This is a genomic window from Chryseobacterium sp. BLS98 (genome assembly GCF_001045445.1).
Lineage (GTDB): Bacteria > Bacteroidota > Bacteroidia > Flavobacteriales > Weeksellaceae > Chryseobacterium.
In genome coordinates, this window is the sequence record NZ_LFNF01000002.1 from 798,307 (window position 1) to 810,703 (window position 12,397).

At 37.4% G+C, this 12,397-nt stretch carries 13 protein-coding genes; 7 read left to right on the forward strand and 6 right to left on the reverse strand.

All coding sequences use genetic code 11. From position 1 onward, the window contains the following. Positions 1-12 precede the first annotated feature (12 nt). The 7 genes from ACM40_RS08535 (at position 13) to ACM40_RS08565 (ending at position 8,141) form a co-directional block, all read left to right on the forward strand. The gene (locus ACM40_RS08535; RefSeq protein ID WP_048502392.1) at positions 13-300 is read left to right on the forward strand and encodes a hypothetical protein; all 288 of its coding nucleotides are present in this window, start codon (positions 13-15) and stop codon (positions 298-300) included. A gap of 48 nt (positions 301-348) precedes the next feature. Then, positions 349-2,016, forward strand: coding sequence for a ribonucleoside-diphosphate reductase subunit alpha (locus tag ACM40_RS08540; protein WP_262483717.1), 1,668 nt, complete (start codon positions 349-351; stop codon positions 2,014-2,016). 642 nt (positions 2,017-2,658) lie between these two features. Further along, positions 2,659-3,231: a hypothetical protein gene (locus ACM40_RS08545; RefSeq protein ID WP_048502394.1), complete on the forward strand. Its 573-nt coding sequence runs from the start codon at positions 2,659-2,661 to the stop codon at positions 3,229-3,231. A 6-nt stretch (positions 3,232-3,237) separates the two neighbouring features. Next, positions 3,238-4,806, forward strand: a complete 1,569-nt coding sequence (locus ACM40_RS08550) for a hypothetical protein (protein WP_048502395.1) — start codon at positions 3,238-3,240, stop codon at positions 4,804-4,806. Positions 4,807-5,390: 584 nt separating this feature from the next. Further along, the gene (locus ACM40_RS20175; protein ID WP_053077105.1) at positions 5,391-6,800 is read left to right on the forward strand and encodes a hypothetical protein; all 1,410 of its coding nucleotides are present in this window, start codon (positions 5,391-5,393) and stop codon (positions 6,798-6,800) included. A 95-nt stretch (positions 6,801-6,895) separates the two neighbouring features. After that, positions 6,896-7,786, forward strand: a complete 891-nt coding sequence (locus ACM40_RS08560; RefSeq protein WP_048502396.1) for a DUF72 domain-containing protein — start codon at positions 6,896-6,898, stop codon at positions 7,784-7,786. A gap of 124 nt (positions 7,787-7,910) precedes the next feature. Then, entirely contained in the window at positions 7,911-8,141 is a 231-nt protein-coding gene (locus tag ACM40_RS08565) for a hypothetical protein (RefSeq protein WP_048502397.1), read from the forward strand. 72 nt (positions 8,142-8,213) lie between these two features. On the opposite strand, the gene ACM40_RS08570 is transcribed toward ACM40_RS08565, so the two are convergent. The 6 genes from ACM40_RS08570 to ACM40_RS08595 form a co-directional block, all read right to left on the reverse strand. Then, a complete protein-coding gene (locus tag ACM40_RS08570) occupies positions 8,214-8,807 on the reverse strand; it encodes a hypothetical protein (RefSeq protein WP_083996816.1) in 594 nt (197 codons plus the stop codon). A gap of 38 nt (positions 8,808-8,845) precedes the next feature. Next, positions 8,846-9,490 carry an HD domain-containing protein gene (locus tag ACM40_RS08575; protein ID WP_048502398.1) on the reverse strand — a complete coding sequence of 215 codons (645 nt, stop codon included), beginning with the start codon at positions 9,488-9,490 and terminating at the stop codon, positions 8,846-8,848. After that, positions 9,487-10,332 carry an alpha/beta fold hydrolase gene (locus tag ACM40_RS08580; RefSeq protein ID WP_048502399.1) on the reverse strand — a complete coding sequence of 282 codons (846 nt, stop codon included), beginning with the start codon at positions 10,330-10,332 and terminating at the stop codon, positions 9,487-9,489. Before ACM40_RS08580 ends, ACM40_RS08575 begins: the two co-directional genes overlap by 4 nt. Positions 10,333-10,421: 89 nt before the next feature. After that, entirely contained in the window at positions 10,422-11,312 is an 891-nt protein-coding gene (locus ACM40_RS08585; RefSeq protein WP_048502400.1) for a ribokinase, read from the reverse strand. Between the two features lie 64 nt (positions 11,313-11,376). Next, positions 11,377-12,012, reverse strand: a complete 636-nt coding sequence (locus ACM40_RS08590; protein ID WP_048502401.1) for a DUF4241 domain-containing protein — start codon at positions 12,010-12,012, stop codon at positions 11,377-11,379. Next, a complete protein-coding gene (locus tag ACM40_RS08595) occupies positions 12,013-12,375 on the reverse strand; it encodes a GIY-YIG nuclease family protein (RefSeq protein ID WP_048502402.1) in 363 nt (120 codons plus the stop codon). Positions 12,376-12,397 lie beyond the last annotated feature (22 nt).

Genomic DNA, 12,397 nt, shown 5'->3' on the forward strand with positions numbered 1-12,397 from the left:
GCAACTACAATAATGATCAATGTAATTGTAACCTACACCGTAAACCCTGAATACGTTTCAGAAAACAAATCCCATATTCAAACATTTCTTGATGATTTTAAAAATCTGGATCAGGAGACATTTGAATATAAGGTTTATGTAAAAGAAGACGGTGTTACTTTTTTACATTATTCAAACTACATCAATGAAGAGGTTCAGCAAAAGGTTTTAAACACGCCTTCTTTTAAAGAATTTCAGAGATTAAGAGATGAAAGCGGACTGAACGGTACGCACAAAGTGGACATATTACAATCAATATAAAAAGCAACAAAATTCCGAAGCATAAATACTGCACCGGAATTCGAAAATATAAAATCTATGGAAGAACAAAATTCAAATATATGGTGGCTCAATGAAGAGTCCGAGCAGATGCTGAACAGAGGCTATCTGTTAAAAGGGGAAACTGTGGACGGAGCCATCGACAGAATCACTACTGCTGCTGCAAAAAAATTATACAAGCCGGAATTACAACCTGCTTTCAAAGAAATGATCACCAAAGGATGGATCAGCTTCTCCTCTCCTGTCTGGGCAAATATGGGAACACAGAGAGGTCTTCCTATTTCATGTTTCAACGTACACATTCCGGATAGCATTGAAGGAATTACCCACAAAATGGGTGAAGTGATCATGCAGACAAAAATCGGTGGTGGAACTTCAGGGTATTTCGGAGAACTTAGAAACAGAGGAACTGCTGTAACGGATAACGGAAAATCCTCAGGAGCGGTTTCGTTCATGAAATTATTCGATACTGCGATGGACGTAGTTTCGCAGGGTGGAGTAAGAAGAGGAGCATTTGCCGCTTATCTGGATATCGACCATGGTGATATTGAAGAATTTTTGTCTATTAAAGATATCGGAAGCCCTATCCAGAACTTATTTACAGGAATCTGTGTTCCGGATTACTGGATGCAGGATATGATCGATGGAGATATGGACAAACGTAAAATCTGGGCAAGAGTTCTTGAAAGCCGTCAGCAGAAAGGTCTTCCATATATTTTCTTTACCGATAACGTGAACAGGAACAAACCACAGGTTTATAAAGATCTTGGAATGCCTGTTAATGCAAGTAACCTTTGCTCTGAAATCATGCTTCCTTCTACCAGAGAAGAGTCTTTCATCTGCTGTCTGTCTTCCATGAACCTGGAATTGTATGACGAATGGAAGGATACGGATGCCGTAAAACTGGCTGTTTACTTCCTGGATGCTGTTTTAACCGAATTTATCGAGAAAACAGAAGGAAACTACTACCTGCAGGGAGCAAGAAACTTCGCATTGCGTCACAGAGCCCTTGGATTAGGAGTTTTAGGATACCATTCTTATTTACAGAAAAATATGATTCCTTTTGAGAGCTTCGAAGCTACTCAGTTCAATGCAAGAGCTTTCAGACATATCAAAGAACAGGCGGAAACCGCTTCAAGAGAGCTTGCCAACATTTATGGTGAACCGGAATTACTAAAAGGATACGGATTGAGAAATACCACAACAATGGCCATTGCTCCTACCACTTCAAGTTCTGCGATCTTAGGACAGACTTCCCCTGGAATTGAGCCATTTGCTTCCAACTATTATAAAGCCGGTCTTGCGAAAGGAAACTTTATGCGTAAGAACAAATATTTAGCAAAGTTACTGGAAGAAAAAGGTCTTGACAACGAAGAAACATGGAGAACGATTATGCTTAACCATGGTTCTGTACAACACCTTAAGGAGCTTACAGACGAAGAGAAAGCAGTATTCAAAACGTTTAAAGAAATTTCCCCGATGGAAATTATCTCCCAGGCCGCTCAAAGACAGCAGTATATTGACCAGGCTCAGTCTCTGAACCTACAGATTCCTTCTACAATGCCTGTAAAAGATGTTAACTATCTTTATATCGAAGCTTGGAAAAAAGGCGTGAAAACCCTTTATTACCAAAGAAGTTCATCTGTTTCTAAAGAAATGATGGTAAATTTTGTAACTTGTTCAGCTTGTGAGGCATAGGATTCATAAATAATAAACATCAACATACTTAAAAGCACGCTTTTTGCGTGCTTTTTTATTTACAGGTTAAAATTTTAACAAATTTTAACACTATACTCATTAAATTTAAAACTCATAGCAATCTTCCATTGACACTGGAAATATTTACCTTTCATTCCCTAAGCAGTGAATCAAGTCTCTAAAACACAAGGTTTTAATTAATATTATAAAGTAATTTTATATAAATTTGCTGAAAATTTAATAATAAAATGTTTTTACAATAAATCTTTAACTGTAAAATGATATAGCGATCAACAGCAGATAACATATTATTAAAATTTAAATTTTTACAAAAAAAGCACTAAATAAATCAACGTAACATATTTTACGTTTTATTAAAAAATTAAAATAATTATAAAAAAACACAACTAAAAACAATAATACCAAATGAATGAATAAAAATAATAAACACAAAAAAACACTACTCAGAAATCACTAAATGATGAATTTTTAATTTAAAATAAATATTTAAATTAAAAACCAAACACAAGAAAAACTCGTATCTAATATAAAACAAACAAAATACGGGTATTAAACAATTAACTTAATATTGGCAAGAAATTTGCTAATAGTACAAACACACAAAAAAAATTATTTCGAAAAATGCACAAGATTATCACTTTAATTTTGGTAATGGCTTTTTGTTCCATTACTGCTCAGGTGGGTATTAACACTTCTACCCCCGATCCAAGCTCTGCTTTAGATATTACAAGCACTTCTAAAGGGGTTCTTTTACCCAGAATCAGCAACCTTTCGTCCGTTACTAATCCTGCAACAGGACTGGTTATTTTTGATACAAACAGAAAATGTATCAGCCAGAATGTGGGAACTCCTGCAGCTCCGGACTGGGTATGTCTTTCTCCCTATGTAGCTAAATTTTTCTACATGCCAAGCGTAGTTTTTGACACTACTACTCCTGCAACAGGACAGACAAAAGATCTTTATACCCTGTATAAAAATCAGTTTTCGAATGTACCGGCGAATGCAAGAAGCACATCAGCTCCTGCTACAATTCCGTTTTTCCCTAATGCAACAGATATATATTACTATGTAACGGGATATGACGCTTCTGTTTTCAAGATAAACAGCATCAGCAACACGGGTGTACTAAATTATGACGTATTATCAAATGCTACTTCAGCATCTTTCATCAACATTGTATTTGTTGTAAAATAAGCAGTCATGAAAAAAAATTTTAAAGGGCTGTCTTTGATGAGCCTGGTTTTTGTTCTGCTTACCAACTTTGTGTATGCACAGACAGACAGTACAGAAGTGGCAAGTATTTACGGGTTTTATTCCTATTCAAGCTCATTAATGAATGCTTCTTCAGCATCTGAGCTTTCGATACAGGGAAATGCCTCACATACCGCTACAGGAGTACAGCTTACTCCTGCCAGCTCAAGCCAGTTCGGGGGATTGTTTATCAACGGAAGAACTTTTACATCAGTAAACGGTCTTCATGTGGAATTTGAATATGATATGAAAAATGGTACTCCACTGGGAGGTACTTACGGAGACGGTTTATCTTTTTTCCTTTATGACGGGGCAGTAACCAATCCTGTCATTGGAGCACCGGGTGCTGGCATCGGATATTCCTATAACAGAACGCAGAATACCTATGCAAGTCAGAGAAAACCAGGTTTATCCGGGGCTTATCTGGGTATTGCGCTGGATGAGTTTGGGAATTTTAAATCGAAACGTTTTCAGGGTGAATCCAGAATAAATGGTATTTCAGGGGTAACCTGGAGCCAGGCAGCAAGTCATGTAACTTTAAGAGGGGCAATGGGTGCAGCCATCAATACGACAGGTTTAGGATTAGGATATACGGGATATCCTGTATTGGTTACCCGTTCTACGTTGAGCAATTCGGGTACGGTGGGCAGAATCCTGCAGACAGACAGAAGCTATCTAACTACTTCAAATACGCTACCCTCACTTTTTGACCTTAGAAACAATGCCGGAGAATTCAGAAAAGTATATCTTGACCTGATTCCACATTTCACAACCCCAACTACGACAGATGGATTTGATATAAAAGTGGATATTCAGACTACTCAAAATGGAACACCAATCAATGTAATCAATTATTACCACTATAAGACCTCAGTTCCGTATACTGAAAATGCAAATCCGCAAATAACTGATTTTAATACCTCTGATGTTGAAGGAACTCCTACAAACCAAACCCTCAATGCAACAGTTCCGGCAGTTTTAAAGCTCGGTTTTGCAGCAGCTACAGGAGCAGCATATCAGCAGCACATCATCCGAAATGTAAAACTTACTCTTCCTTATGCCGCCGTTACCAATGATGATGTGGCGTCTACCTGTAAGCTTCAGCCGGTTAATATTCCGGTTTTGAATAATGATATTGCCTACAAAGGTCCTATCAGCATTACCACTCCGCCAACAGGAAGCAGTGCCAATATAGATTATTCTACTTTCAGCTTTACAAAAACCAGCGATACAGATCTTACCCTGTACCGTAAAAAGGTAACTCCTCAGGGAACATGGACGTATAATAAATCTACCGGAATTGTTACCTTTAATCCTTCAAGCGGATTTACAGGAACCGCAACAATGACTTATACCATAAAGGGAAGAACTGTAAAAGATGCAAACGGAAAGATCATTGAACCTTACGGTGATACCGCTTACCGATCTGTTCCGGCTACAATTACAGTCAATTTAAAGACTACCGGATGTGTCTATTCTGTTATCTCAAATAAAATGGTAACACAGGGAGTAAAGTAATATATTCTAAAAATCAATACAAAAAAACCATAGAACTTTCTATGGTTTTTTTGTATTGATTTTTTATTTATAAATTTAATTTTTTAAAATTTCAGCTATGAAATTTGGGCAAGTAGAAACCGATCTTATGCATCTAATAGGTTATTTACCAAATAATTAAAAATAAAATTACTTGTATAAAAATATTTATTAACTTTATGTTAAGAAAAAGAAACACATATGGAATTAAATTTTACATTACATCCCTTCTCCAGCGTTTGTATTTTAAAATACAAATAAGATTGACAGACTCGTTCGCAAGTTTTTGATATTAGATGCTAAAAGGAAATACACAAAACATTATTCACTATACTTTCTACATAATTTAACTGCGAAATACTGATTTGTAAAACTTTCTGCACCAATTATTTAAAATTTACAACCTGTACATAAATTAGTTATAATATTTGACGGCTCTTATGAAGTCTGAATAATATTATAAATCCATTCGCAATTTGATTTGAACAAAAAGCATTAATATTTTGAAAACCATTAATGTCTTTTCAGCTCTATATAAAAAATCAATTAAATATAAATAAACAAAAATGAAAAAAAACTTATTATTTGGGATAGTAATTTTCCCGTTATTTTATTCCGCACAAGTAGGTATTAATACAACTACTCCAGCAGCAACATTAGATGTAACTGCCAAGAATACAACAGGAACCACTACAAATGTAGATGGTTTGCTGATACCCCGTGTAGACAGACAAAGAGCACAAAGTATGGCTTCTATTCCTACTTCTACCCTCATTTATGTGAATAGCATTGCAACAGGAACCCAAACAGGAACCGCTGTCAATATAAATGCAGTAGGATATTATTCATTCGACGGATCGGTCTGGGTAAAAATAAATACAGGAAATGATGTTAATATTTATAACTCAGACGGAACACTTACGGGAAACAGAACGGTTGAAATGGGAACCAATTTTTTAAGGTTCCAGAATACTGCAACCGGTCCTTTTTTCAGAATTCTTCATACAGCTACTGATGGCCAGGGAACTATTCAGGGAACCAGCCGTGCTGCTATGACATGGTCTTCCAATGCCGCTTCTTTCCTTGATATTTTTCAGGATGTAGGATCGGCAGCGCAAGTTTCCATCAGAGGAACTTCTACCGGACTGTTCTTAGGTTCATCTACAGGAAGTACAGCTCCTGTCAACCTTATGGCCAACGGAACCACAGCCCTTACGGTTATTAATGGAGGGAATGTAGGTATAGGAACTACAGCACCCAATACCAATGCACTGTTAGAATTAAGCTCAGCTTCAAAAGGTCTGCTATTGCCAAGATTAGCTTTGACTGCAACCAATAATGCCTCTCCGCTTTCTGCACATGTTGCAGGGATGAAAGTATATAATACGGCAACCAATACATCATCTGCAGGTAATGAGGTCTATCCCGGTGAATATATCAATGACGGTGCAAAATGGGGACGTTCATTAAGCACGAGTGATGTCAGTATACTTATCGGAGCAGATGGTACAGACGCTGTGGCTACATCAGCAACGATAACAGTACCTAGTGGTACTAATGTTGGTGTTAACACTAATTTAAGTACGTTTAATTTTACATTGACCAGGCCTTCTTTAGTGACTTTCAGCGCCAATGTTTCAGCAAGCATGACAACCACTACAGGAGCTGCAATTACAGATGGTGTACCAAGACTATATCGGGTTTTCTGGCAGTTTACAACAGTGCCTGCAGGTTCTACAATAACTACAGGAACTGCCTATGGTCCGAGTTCCGGTATTTATACAGGAGCCAGCCCTTCAGGTGGAACAACAGGAAATATGAATACGACTCCCAATATGTCTCTTAAGCTAATTCCGGGTTCATACACTGTAGTCTTAACCGGACTATTAACAAATATTGTTAGCTCCTCCTATAATGGACAATTTGGAGCAGCTGCTAATGACAATGTGAGTATTGTTGCGATACCGATAAAATAAAAATATTTATCAAATTAATTTGATGGAACCACAGAAAGTTTCTGCGGTTTTGTTTTATATTTGTTTATAAGTTTAATTTTTTAAAAACTTCAGCTATGAAATTCGGCCAAGTAGAAGACCCGTCAAAAATAGATTTTACGCTTCCAAAAGATCATTCAAGAACCAAGGAAATTTTAAATCAGAATAAAAAAGGACTTGAAAATATTTCCATAGGATGTGCAAAATGGAACAAAACCGACCTGAAAGGATTTTACCCTAAGGGCACCAAAGACGAACTGACCTACTATGCCAAACAGTTTAATTCTATTGAGCTGAACGCTACTTTTTACGGAATGCCTACTCCTGAGCAGGTTGCGGTATGGAAAGAAAAAACACCTGACAATTTTAAATTCTTCCCAAAGATCACCAACACGGTTTCCCATTTCAGAAGGTTGATTGACGTTACCGAACCTGTTACCAGTTTTGCATCAGCTGTAATGAATTTTGATCAAAAACTGGGAATGGTTTTTCTGCAGCTTCATGATAATTTCAAACCTAAGGATTATGACAGGCTGGAAAAATTTGTGAAAGACTGGCCCAAAGAAGTCCCGCTAGCTATTGAGCTTCGTAATACAGAATGGTTTACTGATGAAGAGATCTTCAATACAACCTGCGAACTTTTTGAAGCCCATCATATTACCAATATCATAGTGGATACTGCCGGAAGAAGGGATATGCTACATATGCGGCTTACCACTCCCAATGCATTTATAAGATATGTAGGAGCCAATGCTGAAAGCGACTATGATAGACTGGATGACTGGATGAAACGCCTGACAAAATGGAAAAAAGAGGGACTGCAGAACGTTTATTTCTTTGTTCATCAGAACATTGAAAAAGCATCTCCGCTATTATCCGCCTATTTTATTAAAAAGATGAATGAAGAATGGAAAACAGATCTTCATATTCCGCAAATGGCTTCAGATAATAATGGAACGCTGTTCTAAAAGCAGGAAAACATACTCCATTTTTTAATAAAACGCGAAAAAACTGTTTTTTGTGGGAAAAATTTAGTAATTTAGAATAGACTGCTGTTCATAACACAACAGGCTGTTTTAAAATACAAATGCCATGGAAAAAGAAATCTGTACCATCAGCATTACCAACAACTGGCTTGGTGATGAATATACATTCTATGAAGATCATAGAATCAAGAGAGTTTACGACAATCACAGCCTGAGCGTCAACCGCACTGAATGGCTGGAGCCTCACCAGATCAGTAAACAGAATAAGGACAAACTGGTCAAAAGCTGCCCTGAAGAATTTAAGGAGCAGATCATGCAGATCCTGGATTATCCTTAATGTAATATTATGAGTAATGGGTAATAAGTAATATTAAACTATTGGTTTAAAGAATTACTTATTACCCATTACTTATTCCTTATTTTTTCTCAATAAAAGGACGAGATTCAGGAAAAGCAGAAGAAGGTCTAAAGTGACCCAGATTCCCAGCTTTGTATTTTCATAATTATAGGCTTCCAGCTGTTTTTTTGCAGTTTCTGAAAGTTTTACACTTTGGTTGATATAATTCTGAACTTCTACAATCTGGTCTATATTTTTATTCGGAACCGCATGCTGGGAGAAATACACCATGTTTTTTTTGCCAAGATATCCTATAATCCAGTATTCATCGGATTTGTCCATTTTAAGATATTCTATCCTGTAATATTCCGGACGTATTTTCCCGATATGCTTAGGCTCTAAATTTCCGTTTTTGGCAGTATCTACTTTAATGAGGTAAAAATCCAGTGTCTGGGGCAGTTTATTCACTACCTGAAGCCCCACTGAGTTGTCTACAAAACTTACCGCACTTTTTTTAATGAACCAATAGGTAAAGATTGAAATAGAAAAAACGACCGTAAGAATCCGGAACAGTTTCGCCCATTTTGCAGTCTTTCCTGATTTTACTTTAAATAAAACCAAAGAAATAACACAAGCCCAGAAGATCACAAAAATGATAAATACCATACTGCAAAGATACTGATTTAAGATTTTTCAGAGGAATCTTAATCTACATTCCATTCTTTGTAGAATTGGTCAAGGAATCCCAGCATATAATCATGTCTTTCCTGAGCCAGCTCTTTCCCTTTCCGGGTATTCATCAGATCTTTTAAAAGCAGCAGTTTTTCGTAGAAATGATTGATGGTGGTACCGTTAGATTTCTTGTATTCATCTTTGGACATATTCAGGCTTGGCTGAATTTCAGGATCATACATCAGATTGTTTTTAAAGCCTCCGAAGTTGAACGTTCTTCCTATTCCAATAGCGCCAATCGCATCTATCCGGTCTGCATCCTGTACGATCTTAAGTTCAGCAGGAAGCTCAGCCGGCATTTCGCCCCTGTTCTTAAAAGAAATGTTTTTAATAATAAATAATACCTTTTCTATTACCTCTTCCGAAACATTCTGGCTTTTCAGGAATTCTCCTGCTATTTTCGGAGCTATGGTTTCGTCTCCGTTATGGAATTTAGGATCGGCAATATCATGCAGCAATGCAGACAGCTCCACCACTTCCTTATTGCAGTCTTCGGTTTCGGCTATTTTTTTGGACAATTTCCATACTCTTTCAATGTGATACCAGTCGTGGCCTGCTTCAGCACCTTCCAACTTTTCTTTTACAAATTCTACGGTGTTTTCGATCGTACTTTTCATTTATCCGTCAGTTCGTTTAAAATAATGTTCCAGAGTTTCTTATTATAACTTCTAAAAAAATTGATGTGTCCGATTTCTTTTTTTTCGGATTCAGATGTTTTCACGAGCCTGTAGGAGGGCCTGAGGTTGGGGTAGGTATTATTCAAAAGGCTTAATACTCCTTTTTCTGTCAGCCACACATCATCTTCCGCCCGGATCACAAACACTTTTTGTGTCAATTTTTTAGAATAGTCATCAATTTTTTCCAACAGCTTGTTGGTTGATTTCCTGTTTAAAATTAAGGTTCTCCAGTCATATGCACAATTTTTTGGAAGACTTTCTCCCAATCCAAACCAATTTGCCGGGAAATAGCCTAACAATCCGGTGGTTAAGGGCTGAACAATTCCAAACCCGAGATAGGCTTCAACTTTGGTCCCCAGTTTTAGATTTCCGACAAATGCATTCTGGGTTCCCACGAAAATAAATTCATCAAACATAGTGGAATCTTCATTCATCCCAAGGATCAATGCCCCAACCGAGTGTCCCAGGCAGTATTTTTTATATTCAGGAAATTCTGTTTTGATATACCGCGTTAATGTTTTATAATCTTCTGAGCCCCAAATCCTCATGGAAGCTCTGAAACCTTTCATTTTTTCAGGCTTTGAAAGACCAATTCCCCGGTAATCATAAGCAATCACCGTAAAGCCATGCTCTGCAAAGAAACGGGCAAATGAGAAATAAACCTGCTGCTTTACGCCTGTTGCAGAATTGATCAGAAGCAGCTTACCATTGCTTTTCTCAGGCCTGAAAAGATGAACTGCCAGAGATACACCGTCTTTTGTAATAAGTTCCAGTTTTTCCATAGTGAAAAAGAAAAAATCCACTATAAAAGTGGAGATTTTACTTATCTTTTTATGTTAACTTTGTAACTTTCGATATGTGACAAATAGCTTTAGGAAAGGAAGTCCGACATTCTCGGGAGTCCCGTCTGCGAACCTTTCCCCCCGGAAACTCTTGAAGAAACCTCATTTCCGAACTTCACACAGTCCTCAATGGAGTTCCCGTGACAAAGTGCTATAGCGAATCCTGAAGTAAAGGCATCTCCCATTCCCATTTTGTAAACGGTTTCATCTTTATCATTTCTGTAATACTTCATTTCCGTCCCGTCAAAATAGATCGTGGAATTGGTATCGTCCCTTACAAAAACTTTATTAAAGTATTTTTTAAGGATTTCTTCTCTTTTTTCTTCTCCGAAAACAGTATGAAGTTCACTGCTTTTGGTAACGATAAAATCTACATTATCAATAATATCTTTACTGATCCTCATTGCCGGTGAAGCATAAAGACCTACTTTCTTGCCATATTTTTTGGCCTTTCTTATGGTATATTCTACTACTTCCATGGCTACTTCAAGCTGAACGAGAATAAGGTCTACGCTGTGAAAATAGCGGTCCGCATCTTCTACATGCTGTATGCTAAGATATTTATTAGCAGCAGGAACTACCACAATCGCCGCATTCCCATTGCTGGTCGTTACATAAGCTGTCCCTGTAGATTCCGCATCGGTTTCATGGACAAATCCTACATTAACACCTTCACCTACGAGATTTCTCATGATCTGCTGGCCAAGAGGATCCATCCCCACACATCCGATAAAATAGACGCTTGCTCCAAGTCTGGCAGCACCTACCGCCTGATTAGCCCCCTTACCGCCAAAATAGCTATCTGAATTAATGGCTAAAACCGTTTCATTGGAATGGGGAATTTTTTCGGTCTCTAAAACCAGATCGATTGAAGAGCTGCCTACAACAATAATTTTGGGTTGTTCTGATGAGAATTTCATTGGTGCTTTTATGTTAGTTTAATATAATATTCAGAAAACTAGGTTTCAAAAATAACTAATTTAATTAACTTATTTCAATAAATTCTGTAATTATCTTCACGGGCTTGTGATCTTTGTCATAAGCAATATAGCTGGCATAAAAACCTTCTCCGTAACCAGTTTCAAAGGCAAAAATAGTTCCGGGATGTTCATCTGCCGGCTTCAGGAATGCATACTGATCTATAGCTCCTTTCTCATCAAAGAAATACTCATGAAAAAATTCTTCATAGATTCCCATGAAATCTGCGCCTTTGCTATGGTATAGTCTTTTTTCAAGCTCATTAAGGCTGTTCTGGGTATCCACATCCATCAGGCATCCCATTCCGCTTTCTACCGGGTATCCGAAGACTTCTTCTTCCGCAAGGTCCTTTACATCCTGCCCTTCAGTGACAGCCATTTTCCATTCTTCAATCGCTGCGCTACTAAAAATAACCTCTGCATAGGCTACACAGTTACTCTCTCTTTCTTTATGCAGCAAAACAGAAAAATTCCCTTTCGGAAATTCTGTAGAAAACGGAAGCATATCATTCGTGATGAGAGGATCACAGGCCACTAGCTTTCCGCTTGAAAGATAGAGTTTCCCAACTTCAAAGCTTTCCAATAACGGGCTTTCCACGAAGTTTTTTGAGAATAGTTTTTTTATGTTTTCCAGGTGTGTCATTTATTCTTTGTTGTTTAAATTGTCCGGCTGAGCGGAGTCGAAGCCTTCTTTATTTTCAAAATTATCGGAATGACTTTTATTTTGACAAACAGATAATTCCTTCAGTTTTTCCCAATTATCATTGATAATGGCTTCTTTTTTCTTTCGACTCCAGCCTTTCACTTGCTTTTCAAATGAAATAGCCTGAGTAACATCATTAAATTCACAAAAGAAGACTAGTTCAACCGGTCTTCTTTTGTGAGTATAGCTTTCAGGGAATTTTCCTGACTGATGCTGAGATAATCTGACCTCAACATCATTGGTAACTCCTGTATAATAAGAGCCGTCGGAACATTTTAAAATATATACAAAGTATTGTTTCATTTTAAGAACAGGCTTCGTGAAC

Bases quoted from the DNA above. Each gene is read 5' to 3' on its own strand.
- ACM40_RS08590 (WP_048502401.1), bottom strand. From the start codon at position 12,012: ATGACACACCTGGAAAACATAAAAAAACTATTCTCAAAAAACTTCGTG.
- ACM40_RS08550 (WP_048502395.1), top strand. From the start codon at position 3,238: ATGAAAAAAAATTTTAAAGGGCTGTCTTTGATGAGCCTGGTTTTTGTT.
- ACM40_RS08565 (WP_048502397.1), top strand. From the start codon at position 7,911: ATGGAAAAAGAAATCTGTACCATCAGCATTACCAACAACTGGCTTGGT.
- ACM40_RS08560 (WP_048502396.1), top strand. From the start codon at position 6,896: ATGAAATTCGGCCAAGTAGAAGACCCGTCAAAAATAGATTTTACGCTT.
- ACM40_RS08545 (WP_048502394.1), top strand. From the start codon at position 2,659: ATGCACAAGATTATCACTTTAATTTTGGTAATGGCTTTTTGTTCCATT.
- ACM40_RS08535 (WP_048502392.1), top strand. From the start codon at position 13: ATGATCAATGTAATTGTAACCTACACCGTAAACCCTGAATACGTTTCA.
- ACM40_RS20175 (WP_053077105.1), top strand. From the start codon at position 5,391: ATGAAAAAAAACTTATTATTTGGGATAGTAATTTTCCCGTTATTTTAT.
- ACM40_RS08595 (WP_048502402.1), bottom strand. From the start codon at position 12,375: ATGAAACAATACTTTGTATATATTTTAAAATGTTCCGACGGCTCTTAT.
- ACM40_RS08575 (WP_048502398.1), bottom strand. From the start codon at position 9,490: ATGAAAAGTACGATCGAAAACACCGTAGAATTTGTAAAAGAAAAGTTG.
- ACM40_RS08570 (WP_083996816.1), bottom strand. From the start codon at position 8,807: ATGGTATTTATCATTTTTGTGATCTTCTGGGCTTGTGTTATTTCTTTG.
- ACM40_RS08580 (WP_048502399.1), bottom strand. From the start codon at position 10,332: ATGGAAAAACTGGAACTTATTACAAAAGACGGTGTATCTCTGGCAGTT.
- ACM40_RS08585 (WP_048502400.1), bottom strand. From the start codon at position 11,312: ATGAAATTCTCATCAGAACAACCCAAAATTATTGTTGTAGGCAGCTCT.